22 protein-coding genes are annotated in these 19962 nt (G+C 41.4%); 12 read left to right on the top strand and 10 right to left on the bottom strand.

The window, feature by feature from the left end; translation table 11 throughout:
• Positions 1 to 117: 117 nt before the first annotated feature.
• The gene (locus B4Q04_RS10455; RefSeq protein WP_013995866.1) at positions 118 to 1074 is read left to right on the top strand and encodes a sterol desaturase family protein; all 957 of its coding nucleotides are present in this window, start codon (positions 118 to 120) and stop codon (positions 1072 to 1074) included.
• 360 nt (positions 1075 to 1434) lie between these two features.
• Here the strand turns inward: B4Q04_RS10455 and B4Q04_RS10450 are convergent, their stop codons facing one another.
• Together B4Q04_RS10450 and B4Q04_RS10445 are read right to left on the bottom strand one after the other, a co-directional pair.
• Entirely contained in the window at positions 1435 to 1812 is a 378-nt protein-coding gene (locus tag B4Q04_RS10450; protein WP_046288134.1) for a DNA topoisomerase IV subunit A, read from the bottom strand.
• A gap of 25 nt (positions 1813 to 1837) precedes the next feature.
• Positions 1838 to 2221 (bottom strand): helix-turn-helix transcriptional regulator, encoded by a 384-nt coding sequence (locus B4Q04_RS10445; protein WP_013995863.1) that lies wholly within the window; start codon positions 2219 to 2221, stop codon positions 1838 to 1840.
• A gap of 291 nt (positions 2222 to 2512) precedes the next feature.
• Here B4Q04_RS10445 and B4Q04_RS10440 point away from each other — a divergent pair, with 291 nt between their 5' ends.
• The 3 genes from B4Q04_RS10440 (at position 2513) to B4Q04_RS10430 (ending at position 4809) form a co-directional block, all read left to right on the top strand.
• Positions 2513 to 3622: a M14 metallopeptidase family protein gene (locus tag B4Q04_RS10440; RefSeq protein WP_088696754.1), complete on the top strand. Its 1110-nt coding sequence runs from the start codon at positions 2513 to 2515 to the stop codon at positions 3620 to 3622.
• 115 nt (positions 3623 to 3737) lie between these two features.
• Positions 3738 to 4217, top strand: a complete 480-nt coding sequence (locus B4Q04_RS10435; protein ID WP_013995861.1) for an Lrp/AsnC family transcriptional regulator — start codon at positions 3738 to 3740, stop codon at positions 4215 to 4217.
• Between the two features lie 73 nt (positions 4218 to 4290).
• On the top strand, positions 4291 to 4809 hold the full coding sequence (locus tag B4Q04_RS10430; protein WP_013995860.1) for a DinB family protein: 519 nt from the start codon (positions 4291 to 4293) through the stop codon (positions 4807 to 4809).
• 19 nt (positions 4810 to 4828) lie between these two features.
• Here B4Q04_RS10430 and B4Q04_RS10425 read toward each other — a convergent pair whose 3' ends face one another.
• Both B4Q04_RS10425 and aroB read right to left on the bottom strand, forming a co-directional pair.
• Positions 4829 to 5155 carry a hypothetical protein gene (locus tag B4Q04_RS10425; RefSeq protein WP_013995859.1) on the bottom strand — a complete coding sequence of 109 codons (327 nt, stop codon included), beginning with the start codon at positions 5153 to 5155 and terminating at the stop codon, positions 4829 to 4831.
• 131 nt (positions 5156 to 5286) lie between these two features.
• Positions 5287 to 6351, bottom strand: a complete 1065-nt coding sequence (aroB, locus tag B4Q04_RS10420; protein ID WP_088696814.1) for a 3-dehydroquinate synthase — start codon at positions 6349 to 6351, stop codon at positions 5287 to 5289.
• Between the two features lie 130 nt (positions 6352 to 6481).
• Between aroB and B4Q04_RS10415 the strand changes: the two genes are divergently transcribed.
• Positions 6482 to 7648, top strand: a complete 1167-nt coding sequence (locus tag B4Q04_RS10415; RefSeq protein ID WP_013995857.1) for a proline dehydrogenase family protein — start codon at positions 6482 to 6484, stop codon at positions 7646 to 7648.
• A gap of 39 nt (positions 7649 to 7687) precedes the next feature.
• On the opposite strand, the gene B4Q04_RS10410 is transcribed toward B4Q04_RS10415, so the two are convergent.
• From B4Q04_RS10410 to B4Q04_RS10385, 6 genes are all read right to left on the bottom strand, one after another.
• Positions 7688 to 8071 (bottom strand): DUF4258 domain-containing protein, encoded by a 384-nt coding sequence (locus tag B4Q04_RS10410; RefSeq protein WP_013995856.1) that lies wholly within the window; start codon positions 8069 to 8071, stop codon positions 7688 to 7690.
• 145 nt (positions 8072 to 8216) lie between these two features.
• Complete coding sequence (locus B4Q04_RS10405) at positions 8217 to 9416, bottom strand: alanine dehydrogenase (RefSeq protein ID WP_013995855.1); 1200 nt, start codon at positions 9414 to 9416, stop codon at positions 8217 to 8219.
• 105 nt (positions 9417 to 9521) lie between these two features.
• On the bottom strand, positions 9522 to 9902 hold the full coding sequence (locus B4Q04_RS22930) for a hypothetical protein (protein WP_231854777.1): 381 nt from the start codon (positions 9900 to 9902) through the stop codon (positions 9522 to 9524).
• A 396-nt stretch (positions 9903 to 10298) separates the two neighbouring features.
• Entirely contained in the window at positions 10299 to 10523 is a 225-nt protein-coding gene (locus B4Q04_RS10395) for a hypothetical protein (RefSeq protein WP_123772357.1), read from the bottom strand.
• Between the two features lie 190 nt (positions 10524 to 10713).
• The gene (gene tsaE / locus B4Q04_RS10390) at positions 10714 to 11127 is read right to left on the bottom strand and encodes a tRNA (adenosine(37)-N6)-threonylcarbamoyltransferase complex ATPase subunit type 1 TsaE (protein ID WP_013995852.1); all 414 of its coding nucleotides are present in this window, start codon (positions 11125 to 11127) and stop codon (positions 10714 to 10716) included.
• A gap of 12 nt (positions 11128 to 11139) precedes the next feature.
• Positions 11140 to 12681: a PglZ domain-containing protein gene (locus tag B4Q04_RS10385; RefSeq protein ID WP_013995851.1), complete on the bottom strand. Its 1542-nt coding sequence runs from the start codon at positions 12679 to 12681 to the stop codon at positions 11140 to 11142.
• 144 nt (positions 12682 to 12825) lie between these two features.
• Between B4Q04_RS10385 and B4Q04_RS10380 the strand changes: the two genes are divergently transcribed.
• The 7 genes from B4Q04_RS10380 to sucD all read left to right on the top strand — a co-directional run bounded on the left by B4Q04_RS10380 (position 12826) and on the right by sucD (position 19873).
• Complete coding sequence (locus B4Q04_RS10380; protein ID WP_088696753.1) at positions 12826 to 14055, top strand: HD domain-containing protein; 1230 nt, start codon at positions 12826 to 12828, stop codon at positions 14053 to 14055.
• A 23-nt stretch (positions 14056 to 14078) separates the two neighbouring features.
• A complete protein-coding gene (gene lpxD / locus B4Q04_RS10375) occupies positions 14079 to 15128 on the top strand; it encodes a UDP-3-O-(3-hydroxymyristoyl)glucosamine N-acyltransferase (RefSeq protein ID WP_013995849.1) in 1050 nt (349 codons plus the stop codon).
• Positions 15109 to 16494 (top strand): bifunctional UDP-3-O-[3-hydroxymyristoyl] N-acetylglucosamine deacetylase/3-hydroxyacyl-ACP dehydratase, encoded by a 1386-nt coding sequence (locus B4Q04_RS10370; RefSeq protein ID WP_013995848.1) that lies wholly within the window; start codon positions 15109 to 15111, stop codon positions 16492 to 16494. Before lpxD ends, B4Q04_RS10370 begins: the two co-directional genes overlap by 20 nt.
• 1 nt (position 16495) lies before the next feature.
• Positions 16496 to 17281, top strand: coding sequence for an acyl-ACP--UDP-N-acetylglucosamine O-acyltransferase (gene lpxA / locus B4Q04_RS10365; protein WP_013995847.1), 786 nt, complete (start codon positions 16496 to 16498; stop codon positions 17279 to 17281).
• Positions 17282 to 17365: 84 nt separating this feature from the next.
• Positions 17366 to 17932 carry an elongation factor P gene (gene efp / locus B4Q04_RS10360; protein ID WP_088696752.1) on the top strand — a complete coding sequence of 189 codons (567 nt, stop codon included), beginning with the start codon at positions 17366 to 17368 and terminating at the stop codon, positions 17930 to 17932.
• Between the two features lie 65 nt (positions 17933 to 17997).
• The gene (locus tag B4Q04_RS10355; protein WP_013995845.1) at positions 17998 to 18930 is read left to right on the top strand and encodes a UDP-3-O-(3-hydroxymyristoyl)glucosamine N-acyltransferase; all 933 of its coding nucleotides are present in this window, start codon (positions 17998 to 18000) and stop codon (positions 18928 to 18930) included.
• A 70-nt stretch (positions 18931 to 19000) separates the two neighbouring features.
• On the top strand, positions 19001 to 19873 hold the full coding sequence (gene sucD / locus B4Q04_RS10350) for a succinate--CoA ligase subunit alpha (protein WP_013995844.1): 873 nt from the start codon (positions 19001 to 19003) through the stop codon (positions 19871 to 19873).
• Positions 19874 to 19962: the final 89 nt, after the last annotated feature.

Raw genomic sequence — 19962 nt, 5'->3', positions numbered from 1 at the left:
AAAATGATTACTTCACGGAGCCCTATTTGTGTTGACTATACTATAATAGTCTTAAATGATGAGCAGAATGCAAATTAGGTCTTATTAATGTTATCTTTGGCCAAAATTGTTTAAAATATGGATTTGACGAACCCCCTAATTTATGGTGTGCCCTGCTTTATAGCATTTATTTTGCTAGAAATCACTTATAGCCACACACATGGAGATAAAGACCTTTATGTGTGGAAAGATTTTATGGCCAGTGGTGCAATGGGTATCGGTTCGGCAATATTGGGTCCGCTTATCAAGGTTACCGTTCTTATTACGGTGTTTACATATACCTATGAATTTTTTAACCCTGTAGTCGATGGGGTTCGTACCAATATAATGGGGTATGAGTCTTTCGGGTACTCTTGGTATGTTTTCTTACTGTGTCAATTAGCCGATGATTTTACCTATTACTGGTTTCACCGGGCCAATCATGAAGTGAGGATATTGTGGGCCGCACATATCGTACACCATTCTTCCGATCATTTTAATTTGGGTACGGCCATTCGTAACGGTTGGTTTACGCTTCTGTACAAGCCGTTTTTCTATATGTGGATGCCGGCAATCGGTTTTCCGGTCGAAGTGGTAATTTTTGCCTTGGCCATTGAGTCTTTTTGGCAATTTCAATTGCACTCAAAGTATGTGCCTAAAATGGGGTGGGTCGAAAAGATTTTCAACACCCACACCATGCACCAGGTGCACCATTCTCAAAATGTGGAATACTTGGACAAGAATCACGGGGGCTTTCTAAATATCTTTGATAAAATGTTCGGTACTTGGAAGGAGCTTGATGATGATGTAGAAGTAAAGTTTGGTGTTATCCATGCTCCTAAAAGTTATAATCCCTTGGTGATTCTAACCCATGAATTTAAGGATATATGGGCCGACGTTAAAAAGGCCAAGAAATTCTCGCACAAGCTAATGTATATTTTTGGACCTCCAGGATGGAGTCCTGATGGTAGCACGCTTACGGTCAAACAACAGCAGCGCCTCTTTAAGGAGCATCGTAAAAAGAGTCCTGAAGTGGTCTATAGCCGGCCGAATTGACAAAGGTTTTGTGATAAACGAAAAAACGACCCAAACGGGTCGTTTTTTCGTTTAAAATACTACACCTAAATTAGTTGTGTTTTGTTTATTGCAGTTTTAGTTTAGCTGTTAGTTAGTCTTGGGTGGGTTTTTTTTTTTTTTTTGCTGTGTCCGGCATTTTGATTTTGGGTGATGAAGATATGGGACATCTTCTTTGGATTTGGTTTTTTAAGCCTTTTAGGGGTGTTTTTTGTGTTCAAGCAAAGGTTAGGGTTATTTCTTTTTAAATCCCCGCCCAGAAGTCGCGTATGAAGATGATAGGGCTTTGGGGCGGCTTATCCTGGAAGTTGAAATTGCTTGTTGGGGAAAAGCTGTGGGGCTTTACTCTATTTTTACGGCGGTACCCCTGGAGGGTTGGCCTTGGCCTACGATATTGAATTCGAAAATATATGAATCCTCCGTTGTAGATAGTATTTTCATGTGGATCGACTGTTCTTCCGATTTGTTTTTCGGGTTCAGCTTCTTGACGATGTATTCGCAATCGTTGATCCATCGAACGGATGATGAATCCGATTTTCCTTCGTAGTAATCGATTTCGAGGTCGCCGTAACGTTCGAACAGTGTTGTCTTTTCTTTGCCGTCAATGGTGGTGGTGAACGAGTATTTTCCGTCCTTGAAATCAGCGCAGTTTCTTTCGGGCTGGTAACACGATGCCGTTAGGAGCAACGTAGCCATAATGGGGAGTATTCTCTGTATCATTCCTGCAAAATAAAGAAATAAAAGCCTATTTATTGTCATAAGCCTTAAAACTTCCATCGGAATAAAAGATGACGATTTTCTCAATGGTTTTTTTCGACTCGGCAACTGCCTTTTGTACAATACTTTGTGGTGTGGAAGAAGGGGCTTGGGGTTTGGGCCGGGGCGGTTCTTCGGGTTTAGGTTCGGAAGGGAAAGACCCTTTTCCGTTTAGTAGCCAATAGAGGTTTACTTCGGGAAAAGCCTTTACGACCTTTAAAACAAAATCTAAACTTGGTTTGTTTCTGCCAGACAATAGGTGGGAAATGCTCGAGCGCTGTACATTGATTTTGTCCGCGAAACCCGAGGCGGACAAGCCGTAATAACTCAAAAGGTGCTCTAAACGTTGAATAAAATCCGTTGTGTTTACCATTGTAACAGTTGTAAGCTTAAAAGTAGTGAATTTGACACAAATACGGCTGTCCTTCGTACTAAAATATGAAATTTTTTAGGTGTGTTACTTTATGTAGTAACGGTTAATTAACTGATAATAATTATTTTAGTAAATAAAATCATTCGTTGTGTAAAAATGGAGTGTTTTTCGTTTACAAATGTATAGGTAAGCGGGTAGTGCCTTTAAAATTAAGTTTACAATTGTATATTTTGTTGGTTACATTTGTAAAATAATTAGGACTTATTTTTGCGGTTAAAATATATAGGTCAAATGAGCATCACACCATCCCACTATAATACGATCAAGGAAAATTCGGTTTACGGACGCTATGTTGTCAACGAGCAGATTTTAGATTTCTTAAGTAGGAATGAAGATCGGCATCAAGTAAAAACTATTGGGAGTTCCGTGCAGGGGCGTCCGATTAAAAGTCTGCAAATGGGTGCGGGTCCCATAAAGGTTTTGATGTGGTCTCAGATGCACGGCAACGAATCGACCACAACGAAGGCGGTATTGGACTTGGTCAACTTTTTAAATGAAGGGACTTCCGTAGCTGAATCCATTTTAAAGCATTGTACATTGTTGATCATACCGATGTTGAATCCTGATGGGGCTTCGGTATATACACGTGTAAATGCAAACCAGGTCGATCTGAATAGGGATGCGCAGGAAAGGACGCAGCCTGAGAGTGTTGTTTTGCGAGGGGTTTTTGATGCCTTTCAGCCAGATTACTGTTTGAATCTTCATGATCAGCGTACCATATTTAATGTAGGGCTTACCGATAAGCCGGCAACGGTATCGTTTTTGGCTCCGGCCCACGACCCTGAACGCAGTATTTCAAAAACAAGGGGGGTGAGTATGCAGTTGATCGTAGCGATGAACCAACTTTTGCAAAAAATGATTCCTGGTCAGGTGGGGAGATATGATGATGCCTTTAATGCGAATTGTATTGGCGATAGTTTTCAGATGTTGAACGTGCCGACCATTCTGTTCGAGTCGGGCCATTATCCGGGCGACTATGAACGGGAGCGTACAAGGGAGTATATTTTTTATGCTTTGTTGAAGGTGTTGGAGGTGATTTCGGAAAATAATATAGATGCCTATCCGCAGCAGGCCTACTTTGATATTCCTGAAAATGGAAAGTTGTTTTATGATATCCTTATTAAGAATGCCCAAGTTCTCGGTGAAAAATGGGGCGATGGGGAGGCTATAGGTATTTTATATGTAGAAACTTTAAAAGGAAATACCTTGGAATTTGTACCTTCGCTCGCTAAATCTGGGAAACTAGATGGGTGCTTTGGCCATAAAACTTACGATTGCCTTAATGAGGCCGAAAGGGAAGAACTAAGGCAACAGTCTTTTTATCAGCTGATTAAAGCGTGAAATTTTTGAACATTATTTTTTAAAATCATTGAATCTTTACGTTTTTGTTAAAAAAATGCAAGTTTTAATGCGTATTATTCCTTAATTTTTTAATTTTGCCGAAAACACAACCACGATGGGAAAAGTAAAATTAGACGAAATTGATCACCAGATTCTAGACATGTTAATCGATAACACTAGAACTCCTTTTACGGATATAGCTAAAAAACTCTTGATTTCTGCAGGTACGGTACACGTACGTGTGAAGAAAATGGAAGAAGCAGGTATTATAAAAGGATCTTCGTTAACCTTGGATTATGTAAAGCTAGGGTATGCCTTTATCGCTTATGTAGGAATCTTTTTGGAAAAGACACATCAGACGAAATTCGTTTTGGAGCGATTGGAGCAAATTCCGAATGTAACTGTAGCGCATATCACTACGGGTAAATTCAATATCTTTTGCAAGATTAGGGCAAAAGATACCAATCATGCCAAGAACATTATTTTTAGGATCGACGATATCGATGGAATCAGTCGTACGGAAACCATGATTTCCCTTGAGGAAAGCATAAATGATAAAAAGAGGTTGATGCATACGATTTTTAACGAATTGTAGAACTGCCTGTTGAGATAATCATAAATTCCCGGGTGGGTTGAACTGCTCGGGAATTTTTATTTATACCCACCCTATGAGAACTTCCGATATAGTACTGACGAAACCGGCACCCTTTTACAAGGCTTATATTGATGTGTTGGGTGATGTGGAGCTTTTGGATATGCTCGAGAGACAATTGGATAATTTCCCAAAATTCATCGAAAGCATTCCTGACGATAAAATGTCATATGCCTATGGCCAGGATAAGTGGACGATGGCCCAAGTACTTTTGCATATCATCGATTCGGAACGTGTGTTTCAATATCGTGCCCTTCGGTTTTCAAGAGGGGATCAAACGTCCTTGCCAGGATTTGATCAAGATTTGTACGTGCCCAATTCCGAAGCGGAAAAGCGTACAAAAGAAAGTATCATAGAAGAATATCGGACCGTGAGGGAGTCGACTATATCGCTCTATAGAAGTTTTGACCCGTCAATTCTAGGCCGTGAGGGGTTTGCCAGTAACTTGCCGTGGAGCGTTGCTTCACTGGGATTCGTTATCTGTGGGCATCAAAAACACCACCGTAATATTTTACGGGAACGTTATTTGCTATAAGTTTTTTTTGAGGTGGGCTTTAGTCTAATTCTTCCGGGTCGTTTTCGGAGGAATTTTCCAATTCAAAATCTTGATGTTTTGACTCGTCTAGAATAGGAGATTCCTTGTCTTCGAGTTCCTTTTCCATGTTCTCCTCAAAATTGGCGATAAAATTAGAAAGGCTCTTGCTGATCTTTACGAGGTAAATAGTGTCGGAAGTCCTTATTTCTACGGCCTCAACAATTTCTCCTTTTAGGTTTTTGAAAATGATGATGTCATCGTCTCCATAGCCGTTGGGGTATGTTTCAATGAGCAATGCGGCTAACTGATGGTCTAGTTTTTGGTAATCTACTAATTTTCGTAACATGGTAGGTCGGTTTTTAGACCCGATGCTTTGGGTCGATTAATTGATTTGGGTTAGAAATCCCTACCTAAACTATATAATTTTTTTAGTGAATGCGTGAAAGAGTTGTCAAAATCGAATATTAGTATATGTAGCTAGTGATCAGCGTAGTAAGCGAAGGCTCCTTCGTACAGTTCATCGGGAATGGTAATGTCTATTTCCGGTGTCCCTATGGCCGATAGTAGAACAAAATTGATGTTGCCATGTGAATTTTTCTTGTCGAATTTCAAAAGCGAAAGAATCGTAGTGATATCCTCTTTGTTGAAAACGACCTTGTCGTAGTACGAAAGAAAAGTTGACTTGATGTCCTTAAGCTCTTCTTCGGGGAGGCCGAGTAATTCTTTTGATAGGTAGGCTTCCAAAATCATTCCGATACCGATGGCCTCGCCATGCAAAAGTGTTTTGTGTGTCTTGCTCTCAAGAAAATACGATTCAATGGCGTGCCCTAGGGTGTGACCGTAATTCAGTATTTTCCTAAGGTTTTGTTCGGTCGGATCTTGTAAGACAACCTCGTTTTTAATGACTACGGAGTCATATATCAAATCGTCTATATGGATAAAGTCTTGTACTTTTTTAAGGGCTTCCCAGTATGCTTTGTTTTGGATAAGGCCGTGCTTCAGCATTTCGGCAAAACCGCTACGCAGTTGTCTTTCTTCCAGGGTCTGTAAGAAGCTGGTGATGATCAAGACCATTTGCGGTTGGTTGATTACGCCTATTTGGTTTTTTAAGGGCCCAAGGTCGACCCCCGTTTTTCCGCCCACGGAAGCGTCTACCATAGAAAGCAGGGTGGTAGGTACGTTTATGAAATCTATTCCTCTTTTAAAGGTCGATGCTACAAATCCCCCTAAATCCGTAAGTACCCCGCCACCTAGGTTGATGACCAGGCTTTTTCGGTCACCGTCGAGTTCCGATAAAGCGTTCCAGACGCCGGTGCAGGTTTCGATATTCTTGTTTTCTTCCCCAGATTCGATCTCTATAATCTCAAAATCATAATCGCCGCGAACCTGTGCCAAAAAATTGGGCAGACAATGTGTGTGCGTATTTTCGTCTACCAAAATGAATATTTTGGAATAGGTTTTTTCCGATAAGTGGGTGTTCAGGGCGTCGTAAGCCCTTTGGTTAAAATGTACGGCGTAAGATGATGATGTTATAGATTGCATTAAAGGTTGATTTTTTGCTTCCGCTATCGCGGTGATAATTTTAATGACCAATTCACAAAATAAAGCATATTTTTTCTCTAAAGAATACAAATTCTGTCTTTATATTTGGTCCCGCTAGAAATCATAATAAATGAAACGAATTTTTGAAGATACTGCAACGGCTTTTGCCTTGAAAACGGACTCCGAACTGGAACGTGCCTATTTTTTGTTCCGGATGATCGCCAATGAGCCTTTGGTCAGGATCGGTACCGCAATGACGAATTTTGCGATTAAGGCCCATCTTCCCGTTGAAGGGTTGATACGGGCAACGGTTTTTGATCATTTCTGTGGAGGGGTCAGTGAAAAGGATTGTATGCCGGTAGTGGATAAGATGTACACTAAAAATGTATGTAGCGTTTTAGATTATTCGGTAGAGGGAAAGGATACGGAAGATCCTTTTGATGATGCTATGGATATGATTTTAAAAGTGTTGGATTTTGTAAAGGAAAAAGATGCTATTCCATTTGCGGTTTTTAAGCCTACGGGATATGGTAGGTTTGCCCTTTTTCAAAAACTGTCGGAAGGGAAATCGCTATCCGATAAAGAGCAGGAAGAGTGGGAAAGGGTGGTGAACCGATTTGATAAGACCTGTAAAAAAGCCCATGATCTAGATGTTTCCCTGCTTATCGATGCCGAAGAAAGCTGGATGCAGGATGCCGCGGATCAGCTTGTGGAGGAAATGATGCGCAAGTACAATAAGGAAAAGGCCATAGTGTTCAATACCCTTCAGATGTATCGTTGGGATCGGTTGGACTACTTGAAGCAATTGGAAAAACGCGCCGAACAGGAAGGCTTCAAAATCGGGGTAAAAGTTGTACGGGGCGCCTATATGGAAAAGGAGAACGAAAGGGCGGAGGAGAAAGGCTATAGGTCACCTATTTGTTCCTCGAAAAAAGAAACCGATGAGAATTTTGATAATGCCGTCGCGTATATTGTAAACCATCTAGATTCGATTTCCATCTTTGCGGGAACACATAATGAGGAAAGCTCGTATAAGCTGATGGCATTGATGGCTGAAAAAGGGATAGCCCCTAATGATAATCGTGTTTGGTTTGGGCAGTTATATGGTATGAGCGATCATATATCCTTCAACTTGGCCCATGAAGATTACAATGTGGCCAAGTACCTGCCATTCGGGCCCGTGCGCGATGTTATGCCTTATCTGATACGCCGTGCTGAAGAAAATACTTCGGTGGCAGGGCAGACGACTCGTGAGCTGTCCCTTCTAAAAAAGGAACGGCAACGAAGAAAAATATAGAAAATAAAAGACCCGGAAAGATGATTTTTTCGGGTTTTTTTATGGGTAGGAAATAGATTCTAAAAGTGCTTTTTCCCTGCAATTCCTAATTTTGAGAATGGCTTCCCTTTCTTTGATCGAGCCCTCTATAATGTAGGTTTTACATGGCGTAGTCTTGGTTTCGCTATTTGAAAAATCAACGTCGCCATTTCTTAAAACATCGAGGATGTCGAGGGTGTCGATTTTCTTTTCTAAAAACAATTGGCTGACTTTATCGGAATAGGACATAGGTTTCGAGCGAATGTCCTTTAGGGTTCTGCAATTCGGAAAATAGCAGAACTCGGTACCGGTTTCCTCCGATTTTTTCTTTAGGAAAAAGGTTAAAAAAACTATTCCTATGGAAAGTCCTACTAGGTAAAAGCCCAAACGTTTTAAAAAATCCATTCTATGTTATTGCTGAAATTAGTGCTCTTGTCGATTCCTTGGTCGGGTGTTTACTGTTGAAGTCCGATGATCCAAAGCGAAGGCAAAAATAGCAATAAACCTTCTATCTATGATCGGCAAGTGCCATAGATGCGTAAATAAAGCTTTAAAAAATAAGAAAGTTAATGTCACTGTACTGTAAATCAAACCATTCGCCTACCGATTTGTTTGTCAGTATACCGTGGTACATGTATAGCCCGTTTCGCAAGCCTTTGTCAAAGCGAAGCGAATTTTCGAGTCCTCCGTTTTCTCCTAGTTCCAATAAGTATGGGGTAAATATATTGCTGATCGATAACGTGGCCGTTTTTGGGTATCTCGAAGGAATATTGGGTACGCCGTAGTGGATTACGCCATATTTTTCAATGGTGGGTTTGTTGTGTGTGGTAAGTACACTGGTTTCGAAGCAACCGCCCATATCGATGCTGACATCAATAATAACGGCGCCCTTTTTCATATGTTCTACCATGCTACTGGTGACCACCACGGGAGACCGGTCCTTTCCTCGGGTAGCGCCAATGGCGACATCACAACGTTTCAGTGATTTCAATAGGTTCTTAGGTTGAATGGTAGAGGTGTATACCGTTTGCCTAAGGTTCGATTGAATGCTGCGTAGTTTAGAGATGGAATTATCAAAAATCTTTACGTTGGCTCCAAGTCCTAAAGCTGAACGGGCGGCAAACTCACCGACGGTCCCGGCGCCGATAATGACGACCTCTACAGGGGGTACCCCGCTTATGTTTCCGAACATGAGTCCATTACCGTCGTTGGTAGCGGCCATGATCTCAGAAGCGATAAGAACCGAAGATATTCCGGCAATCTCACTTAATGAGCGTACGGCAGGGTATTTTCCATCATCGTCCCGTATGTATTCAAAGGCGATGGCGGTAATTCTTTTCTTGGCCATTTTTTCAAAATAGGCCTTACTCTGGGTTTTGATTTGCAGGGCGGAAATAATGGTCGCTTGCGGATTCATCATTTCGATTTCCAAGAGTGTAGGGGGCTCTACCTTTAGTAAGAGCGGACAAGAAAAAACTTTCTTGGTGTCTCGGGTTATTTCGCCTCCGGCATTGGTGTATTCTAAATCGGTATAATTGGCGCCTTCCCCGGCCCCGGATTCGATAAGGACCCGGTGTCCGTTCGATGTAATGGCATTAACTGCGTCAGGGGTTAGGCAGACGCGCTGTTCCTGATATTGGTTTTCTTTGGGAATGCCTATAAAAAGCTCTCCTTTTTGACGAAGAACTTCCAGAGTTTCCTCTTGTGGAAGCAGCTGTTGCTTACTGAAAGGAGAAGGTGGTTGATCCATAGTTTTTCTTCTAATCGTATCTTAATCGATCAGCAGTAAAAATACGATAATTTGTTGGATTTTTGGTAGTATTAGTCGATTCAACGGTCCAAAAATGTGGTGGTTTTAAAATTTAAATTGCAGCCAGTTAGATATTCTATGCTGTGCCTGTTTAAAGGAATTGCCTTTCTCTGTATTGAGTTGCGCGACCTTGTCGGTGTCTTCGGTATTCCCGTCTTCATCGACCTTATCCGCAGTTTCGGAAGAGATGAATTTATCGAGCTTGGCATTTTCTTCACGTGAGGCCTGTTTTTTCTTTAAGGCAGTAAGTTCAGCTTCCATAGCTTCTAAATCGATTCCGTGCACATATTTGTCTACGAGTTTGATCCTGATGAAGTAAACTAGGGGGATTACCACCATACATACAGGTAAAAGCCAAATAATATTTTTGGTGTCTACAATGTTGTCTTCGGAATACAGTACTTCGTATATCTGAAATGCGTACATGGTTGCCGGGATTAAAATAATATGGTACCACCAATGTTTGCAAGTTAGAAACCAAAGGATGAATAAATAAAAAGGGACAATTTTACTAAGTAAAAACCAAGCGAACGTATTTAGGTCAGCAAAACCATGATTGTTGATTTCCAGTCCTAGAATATTTATGGTAGCATTAGGTTCACTCGGTAGGTATTGGTGTAGTTTGAAAACAAAAGGAGAAAGTATGATAAGAAGGACCCCAATGGTGTCCATGAGGATTTTTTTACGCGCTTTTTTCCTAGTTTCTGGGTGTTCGTTTTGCATTGTATTTTTCAAGAATGGCCATTGCTTAGTTCTTGAAACGAAAAAAAGGGTAATTTATTGATTACCCTTTGAAATATATTTATTTTTTTTTCAAGCCTGTTATTTTCTGGCTTGGGAAGGAATTTTTGTTTTGTCAACAAAGCTCTGTTTTTTGGCTTGGGAAGGAATTTTTGTTTTGTCTACAAAACCTTTATTCGCTTGTGATGGGATTTTTCTCTTATCCACTCCTTGTTCATATACTGAATCTTCATCGGCAGTTGATGAATCACAAGATACGGCTAACAAGGTTACACATGCCAAAAGGCCAAACGCTAGTTTTTTCATTTTTAGGGGGTTTAAATTGTACATTAATTAGTTATTTCTCTCAAATGTAGGAAAAAAAATCTCTGATCGTACGTCTTTAAATGTTAAAAAAGAGCATTTTGTCCGAAAGAATTGTACTTGGTCTAATTTAACAAGTTTTATACAATAAATTTCAATATAGAACGATGTTTTTTACTTTTTACCCTAAGCCTTACTCTTTTAGCTTAATTCGCCTTGTGTGTATATCTATTATTTCTATCTCTATTTCGGTACTGTCAATGGGAAGAAAGGACTCGATTTTTTCGGGCCATTCTATAAAGATATAGGCGTCTTGGTTTAGGTAGTCTTCCAATCCCATGTCCAAAGCCTCGGTCTCATCGTTCAAGCGGTAAAAGTCAAAATGATAGGCCAGTAGTTGGCCGTTTTCGTTTTGGTATTCGTTTACAATGCCGAAAGTGGGGCTATTGCCCGCGTCACTTACCCCAAGGTTTTTGGCGATAGCTTTGATCAGGGTAGTTTTTCCGGCTCCCATAGGGGCGCGGAAGAGAAGTGTTTTGTTAGGGGCCTTGGCGATTACCGCTGCCGCAACCTTGTCGATTTCACTTTCTGTATAGATAGTCTCCATGATATATAAAGGTTATTTGGGGGATAGGACTACAAAGGGGATTATCATTTCTTCCAATGAGATTCCGCCATGTTGATAGGTGTTTCGGTAGTAGCTAACGTAATGGTTGTAGTTGTTGGGGTAGGCAAAAAATAAATCGTTTTTTGCGAATATAAACGAACTACTCATGTTGATACGCGGCAAATGGATCTCGGTCGGGTCTTTGGCGGCCAAAACGTCCTTTTCTTCGTAGGTCAGGCTTCTTCCGGTCTTATATCTAAGGTTGAGGCTTGTTTCCTTGTCCCCGATGACCTTTGAAGGCTGTTTTACGTTGATCGTTCCGTGGTCGGTGGTGATGATCAGCTTCATGCCCATCTGTTGGGCCTGTTGTATTATCTCTAGTAATGGAGAGTTCTTGAACCAACTCTGGGTAAGCGATCGGTAGGCCTTGTCGTTGCTGGCCAATTCTTTTATGACCTCCATCTCTGTTTTTGAATGCGAGATCATATCCACAAAGTTGTACACGAGTACGGTGAGGTCGTTGTCTTTTTGCGATTTGAAATTTTGCGATAGGTTTTTACCTTGTTTAAGGGTGCTGATTTTGTGGTACTCCCATTTTATGTCAAGTCCTAGTCGCTTGATTTGCGCTCCTAAGAAATCGGCTTCATACAGATTTTTTCCACCTTCTTCCGTATCGTTTTTCCACCAATCGGGATGCTTTTTTTCCATGGCCAATGGGGTTAGGCCAGAAAAAATGGCGTTACGCGCATATTGGGTAGCGGTAGGTAAAATGCTGAAATACGATTCTTCCTTGTTCTTTTTGTAGAATGAACTCACGGTGTCTTCAAAGGCGTACCACTGGTCATAGCGTAGGTTGTCGATTACAAGAAGTAGGGTAGGGCCTTCTTTTAATTCGGGTTGGACGAGTTCCTTGAACAAGCTGTGGGAGAGTACGGGGCCGTCACCGTCGAACCAGCTTTCGTAATTTCGCTCGACGAATTTTCCGAAATGGGTGTTGGCTTCGGCTTTTTGTGATTCGAGAATTTCGAACATACTGCTGTCTTCAATGTCTTCGAGTCGAAGTTCCCAATAGATCAGTCGCTTGTATAGGTCTACCCATTCTTCCACGGAATTTACCATGGAAAGGTCCATGGCAATTTTTCGGAACTCCTGTTGATAGTTAGAGGTGGTTTTTTCGGAAACCAAACGCGAATGGTCTAAATTTTTCTTTAAGGATAAAAGAATCTGGTTCGGATTGACCGGTTTTATTAGGTAATCGGCAATTTTGGAACCGATGGCCTCTTCCATAATGAATTCTTCCTCGCTCTTGGTTATCATTACCACGGGGAGCGATAAATCTATTTTTTTAATCTCCGCCAAGGTTTCCAGTCCTGAGATGCCGGGCATATTTTCGTCCAAAAAAACAATGTCTACTTGAGATTGCTGTAGCTCTTCCAGGGCTTCTTGGCCGCTCTGGCAGGTAATAACATCGTAATTTTTTCCTTGGAGGAATATAATATGCGGTTTGAGTAGATCGATTTCGTCATCTACCCATAATATGGTGATTTTATTCATTCAATTATAGTATTGCTTCGTTTCTTGATGGCGAAATTTATGATTTTAAACCTGCTTATGCCATCAAAATATTAATTTACCGAGTTTATTACTTTCTCTTTTGACTAACTTTACCACTGTGAACATTGCAAAGCAACAGCCATTTTGATAAATTCTAGAAAGCTTAAAATTTTTAATGATCCAATTTACGGATTTATTACAATTCCTAACGGACTAATATTCGACTTGATCGGGCATCCTTACTTTCAACGTTTGAGGAGGATTTCCCAAATGGGACTGTCGTATCTGGTTTATCCAGGGGCGCACCATACAAGGTTTCATCATGCCTTGGGTTCTATGCATCTTATGCAGAAGGCCTTACAGGTTTTGAAGTATAAAGGGGTCGAGATTACGGAAGAAGAAGAGGAGGGCCTTTGCTGTGCCATCCTTTTGCACGATATCGGTCATGGACCGTTTTCCCATGCCATGGAACACAGCATAGTTGAGAGTACGGACCATGAATATATTTCATTGCAGTTTATGCACGCCTTGAACGAAATCTTTGATGGTCGGCTATCGATGGCCATTTCAATTTTTAGGGGGCAGTACGAAAAACACTTTTTGAACCAGTTGGTGTCGAGTCAATTGGATATGGACCGACTCGATTATTTGAAGCGTGACAGTTTTTATACCGGTGTGGCCGAAGGTAACATCAATTCGGAACGATTGATTACCATGCTTAACGTAGTCGGTGGTAACCTGGTGGTTGAAGAAAAAGGAATTTATTCCGTCGAGAAATTTCTGATGGCCCGTCGTTTTATGTATTGGCAGGTTTATCTGCACAAAACGGGTATTGTGGCCGAACAGTTATTGATCCGAATTCTCAAGCGGGCCAAAGAAATTATGGGAGAGGGGCAGATTATTGTATGTAGCGATGCCCTTCGCTTTTTTATGGAGCACCGTATCGAAAAGGAAAATTTTGATCTTAAAATATTGAATATTTTTTCAAAACTTGACGATGTTGATGTCTTGGGGGCCATAAAATCATGGCAAGATCACGATGATTTCATCCTTTCCAAGCTCTGTGAAATGTTGATAAATCGTCGGTTCCTTAAGGTGAAATTGAAGAATAGTCCTATAGCCGATACCGTTTTTCAAAAGCATACATCACGTGTAAAAGAAAAATATAAGCTTACGGAAAGTGAGGCGGCGTATTTTGTTTTTAAGGGGGTGATCGAAAACCGGGCCTACGATCGTCATCACCAGAACATCAATATTTTAAGAAAGAACAAGAAGCTTATTGATGTAGCAAAGGCTTCCGATCAGTTGAATCTGAAAGCGCTCTCAAAAACAGTTACCAAATATTATATCTGTTATCCCAAAGATTCTGTTTAACAATTTTTCTTACTTTTGTGCTCATGGTATTTACAGCAGGTCAAATTGCAGGTATTTTAGAAGGAGAACTACACGGAAACCCAGAGGTGACCGTTCATAAATTGGCCAAGATAGAAGAGGGCGAGGAAGGTGCATTGACCTTTTTGGCAAATCCCAAGTATACTTCATATATATATTCCACGAAGGCATCCGTCACTATAGTGAATAAAGATTTCGTTCCTGAGCACGAGCTCGAGACCATTCTTATCAAGGTGGATGATGCTTACGAGGCCTTTTCAAAAATTTTGGAGTTCTACAATCAGGTAAAGAATAACAAAACAGGAATAGAGGAACCGGTGTTTAAATCGGAGACGGCCAAATATGGTGCGGACTTCTACCTCGGTGCTTTTTCCTATCTGGGTAATAACGTTACCATTGGGGATAATGTAAAAATACATCCTAATGTATACATTGGCGACAATGTTAGCATTGCCAACAACGTTACTATATTTGCCGGGGCCAAAATTTACTCCGAAACGGTTATAGGAAACAATTGTGTCATTAATAGCGGTGTCGTTATAGGTGCGGATGGCTTTGGATTTAGCCCGAATAAAGACGGTGAATTTCAAAAAGTGCCCCAGACGGGTAATGTTATCCTTGAAGATAACGTTGATATAGGAGCTGGTACCACTATAGATAGGGCTACTTTAGGTTCCACGATTTTGAGAAAGGGCGTCAAACTAGACAACCAGATTCAAATAGCACATAACGTGGAAATCGGGGAGCATACCGTTATTGCCGCACAAACAGGCATTGCAGGGTCTACCAAGATAGGTAAGCACTGTATGATCGGTGGGCAGGTCGGTATCGTTGGCCATATTACGATAGGAGACAATGTTAAAATCCAGGCCCAATCGGGTATTGGTCGAAATATAAAGAGTAATGAGGTATTACAGGGATCCCCTGCCTTGAATTATGGTGACTACAATAAGTCGTATGTTTACTTCAAGAATTTACCGAAGATTTTAAATAGAATTGACGAACTGGAAAAAAACTACAGCGATCAATACAAGAATGAAACAGAGAACCATTAAGAAAGAGGTTATTTTAAAAGGCGTGGGTCTTCACACCGGCGCAGAAGTAACCATGAAATTTGTTCCCGCAGCAGAGAATCACGGGTACGCGTTCAAGAGGGTAGACTTAGAGGGTGAGCCTATTATTGAGGCCGATGCCAACTATGTGGTGAACACACAAAGAGGTACCAACTTGGAAAAGAGAGGGGTTAAAATACAGACTTCAGAGCATGTATTGGCCGCTTTGGTAGGTATGGAAATCGACAATGTCCTCATTGAACTCGATGCTCCCGAACCTCCCATTATGGATGGTTCGTCAAAATTCTTTGTAGAAGCCTTGGAAGAAGCAGGTGTTGAAGAACAGAACGCGGAAAGGGAAGAGTATATCGTAAAAGACGTAATCTCATACAAAGATGAGGCAACGGGTAGTGAAATTACCGTTATTCCGGCAGAGAATTACCAAGTGACTACCATGGTAGACTTTGGTACTAAAGTGTTGGGAACGCAGAATGCCACCTTAGAGCGATTGTCCGATTTTAAGGATGAAATCTCGGAGGCCCGTACCTTTAGCTTCCTTCATGAATTGGAGATGCTTTTGGAAAACGGACTTATAAAAGGCGGTGATCTGAACAATGCTATCGTGTATGTTGACAAGGAAATTTCCGAGGAAACCATGCGCAAGCTTGAAAATGCCTTCAATAAAAAGAAGCTTTCGGTTAAGCCCAATGGAATATTGGATAACCTTACCTTGCATCAGCCCAATGAGGCCGCAAGGCATAAACTACTTGACGTAATCGGTGATTTGGCCTTGGCCGGTACCCGAATTCGCGGAAAGGTAATAGCCAACAAGCCGGGACACCATGTGAATACCCAATTCGCTAAAAAAATAGCGAAAATCATAAAACTTGAAAAGCGAAATAGCGTACCGAAGTACGACTTGGACAAGCAGCCTTTAATGGATATCCATCAGATTATGGATATGTTGCCACATAGGCCTCCATTTTTGTTGATCGACCGTATTTTGGAACTTTCCGATAGCCACGTTGTGGGTATGAAAAACGTTACCATGAACGAGCCTTTCTTTGTAGGTCACTTTCCGGGAGCACCGGTAATGCCAGGGGTTCTTCAGGTAGAGGCTATGGCGCAGACGGGGGGTATCTTGGTGCTTAGTACGGTTCCGGATCCAGAGAACTATCTTACTCTGTTTATGAAAATAGACAATGTAAAGTTCAAACAAAAAGTATTGCCCGGTGATACGCTTATTTTTCACTGTAGCTTGATTTCGCCTATCCGTAGGGGTATATGTCATATGCAGGCTTATGCCTATGCCAATGGGAAATTGGTCTGTGAAGCTGAAATGATGGCTCAAATCGTAAAAAAGAAATAGTATGAACCAACCCCTTGCCTATATTCACCCGGGCGCAAAAATTGCTAAAAACGTTGTGGTAGAGCCTTTTACCACAATTCATAATAATGTAACGATAGGTGATGGCACTTGGATCGGTTCTAATGTAACCATAATGGAAGGCGCACGTATTGGGAAGAATTGTAATATTTTTCCAGGTGCCGTGATTTCCGCTCCGCCCCAAGATTTAAAATATAACGGAGAAGACACTATTGTAACCATTGGAGACAACACCACCATTCGTGAGTGTGCCACCATTCATAAAGGTACCTCCGATAGACATAAGACCGTAATAGGTAAGAACTGCCTGATTATGGCATATTGTCATATAGCTCACGATTGCATTGTAGGGGATAATTGTATCTTTTCAAACAATTCGACCCTTGCGGGTCATGTTACCATTGGAGACAACGTTATTCTGGCAGGCTTGGTAGCCGTGCATCAATTCGTGTCAGTGGGGCAACATGCCTTTGTTACGGGTGGGTCATTGGTAAGAAAAGATGTACCTCCCTTCGTGAAGGCGGCCCGTGAACCTTTGTCCTACGTAGGAATCAATTCTGTAGGCTTGCGTAGACGTGGTTTTCCTTCGGAAAAAATCCGTGAAATCCAGAATATCTATCGTATTCTTTATCAAAAACACTACAACAATTCACAGGCAACCCAAATTATAGAGGCTGAAATGGAAGCAACGCCCGAAAGGGACGAAATCCTTCAATTTATAAGGGATTCCCAGCGTGGAATCATGAAAGGGTATTTTAGCAATAATTAATCATAGCACTTAGGGGGGAAACCAAATCATTGCAGGATAAAGGTGGCCTCCGTTAAAGATCGTTAATAAAACAGTAAATTAGAAATGGCATCAACATCAGATATTAGAAAAGGACTTTGTATCCGTTATAATAACGATATATATAAAATCATTGAGTTTTTACACGTAAAACCCGGTAAAGGGCCGGCTTTTGTTCGTACAAAGTTGAAGAGCGTTTCTTCGGGAAAGGTATTGGACAATACTTTCTCTGCAGGCCATAAAATTGAAGATGTACGAGTTGAGACCCGTACCTACCAATTTTTGTACGCCGAAGGTGAAACCTATCACTTTATGAATACCGATGATTATAACCAGATTACCCTTCAAGAAAGTGCACTTGATGCTCCTGGATTGTTAAAGGAGGGAGAAGTGGTAAAGATTCTTTTCAATACGGAAGACAGTATGCCTTTAGCGGTAGAGATGCCTGCCAGTGTTGTTTTGGAAGTCACCTATACCGAACCGGGCGTAAAAGGAAATACGGCTACCAATGCCACAAAACCTGCCAAAGTTGAAACAGGGGCAGAGGTTAACGTGCCATTGTTTATCAATGAAGGGGATAAAATAAAGATAGAGACCGAAAAGGGTACCTATATGGAGCGTGTTAAGGAGTAACGAATCTTGACCGCAAGCTTTTATCAGACGCTTTTCTTTTAGTACTAACCGTATACTACCGTCCATTGAAATTTCCAAAGCCGCATTCCCTTAAAGCTGTTGCCACCCTGATCGATTGTGAATATGTGGGGGCAGATGATTTTCAAGTTTTGGGAATGAACGAAATCCACGTGGTCGAAAGCGGGGATATCGTTTTTGTCGATCATCCGAAATACTACGATAAGGCCTTGGCTTCAAAGGCTACGATAGTTCTTATCAATAAGAGGGTGGACTGCCCTGAAGGGAAGGCACTTTTGATCTCTGATGATCCTTTTCGTGATTTCAATAAACTTTCGCTTCACTTTAAGCCTTTTGAGAGGGCTACGGCCGTTGTTTCGCCTTCCGCTGAAATTGGCGAAGATACCGTAATTCAACCCAATGCATTTATTGGCAACAATGTCAAGATCGGAAAGAACTGTTTGATCCATGCCAATGTCTGCTTGTACGACAATTGTGTGATCGGTGATAATGTTATTATTCACTCGGGAACGGTTTTGGGAGGTGATGCCTTTTACTATAAAAACCGCCCTGAAGGCTTTGATAAACTGGTTTCCTGTGGTCGTGTTGTCATTGAAGATAATGTTGAAATCGGGGCACTTTGTACCATAGACAAAGGGGTTACGGGTGATACCCTGATCAAGAGGGGGACGAAATTGGATAATCAGGTCCATGTAGGGCACGATACCGTAATCGGTGAAAAATGTTTGATCGCTTCCCAGACCGGCATTGCGGGCTGTGTTATTATTGAGGATGAAGTGACTATTTGGGGACAAGTAGGAACGAATAGTGGTATAACCATAGGAAAAAAGGCCGTAATTATGGGGCAGACCGGGGTTACAAAATCAGTGGTGGGAGGAAAGAGCTACTTTGGGACACCCATTGAAGAATCCCGTGAAAAGTTGAAGCAACTGGCCAATGTCAAAAAAATTCCGTCCATTCTCAAAAAATTAGAAGAATAATATGCGGTCTGAGTTCAGATTTCATTTGTAAACCTATATTTTTGTTACATTAAAATAAACTAGAGAGTATATGAGCGTTTTAGTCAATAAAGATTCCAAGATAATTGTTCAGGGCTTTACAGGTAGTGAAGGTACTTTTCATGCGGAACAAATGATCGAGTACGGTACCAATGTTGTAGGTGGGGTTACCCCTGGCAAAGGTGGTCAAGAGCATTTAGGTAGACCGGTTTTTAACACGGTTGAAGAAGCCGTAGAAAAAGTAGGGGCGGATACGACCATTATTTTTGTGCCACCCGCTTTTGCTGCTGACGCTATTATGGAAGCTGCTAGTGCAGGTATAAAAGTAATCATAACCATTACCGAGGGTATACCCGTTGCCGACATGGTAAAGGCTTCTAATTACATCAAGCATATGGACTGCCGTTTGGTAGGTCCTAACTGTCCTGGTGTTATTACCCCGGGTGAGGCTAAAGTAGGTATTATGCCAGGTTTCGTTTTCAAAAAGGGAAATGTGGGTATCGTATCTAAATCAGGTACATTAACTTATGAAGCCGCCGATCAGGTGGTTCGTCAAGGTTTGGGTATTACTACGGCCATCGGAATCGGTGGTGATCCGATTATCGGAACCACTACAAAGGAAGCTGTTGAGCTTTTGATCAATGACCCCGAAACCGAATGTGTTGTTATGATCGGTGAGATAGGTGGACAATTGGAGGCCGATGCCGCTAAATGGTACAAAGAAAGTGGTAGCAAGAAGCCTGTAGTAGGTTTTATTGCCGGTGAAACTGCCCCTGCGGGAAGAACCATGGGCCACGCTGGTGCTATTGTAGGTGGAAGCGATGATACCGCTCAAGCTAAGAAGAAAATCATGAGGGAGCACGGAATTCACGTGGTGGATTCTCCTGCAGAGATTGGATTAAAAGTTAAGGAAGTTATGGGGTAATTCCCTTACGGATATAAGAATCCCGTTTTCGATTTCTCGGAAACGGGATTTTTTATAGCCGTTCTATAAAACAAAACTTATATTTGGAG

The sequence above is a fragment of the Zobellia sp. OII3 genome, assembly GCF_002211465.1.
GTDB lineage: Bacteria > Bacteroidota > Bacteroidia > Flavobacteriales > Flavobacteriaceae > Zobellia > Zobellia galactanivorans.
The sequence above is the reverse complement of the archived record's forward strand: the minus strand, read 5'-3'. Positions and strand labels throughout refer to the sequence as shown.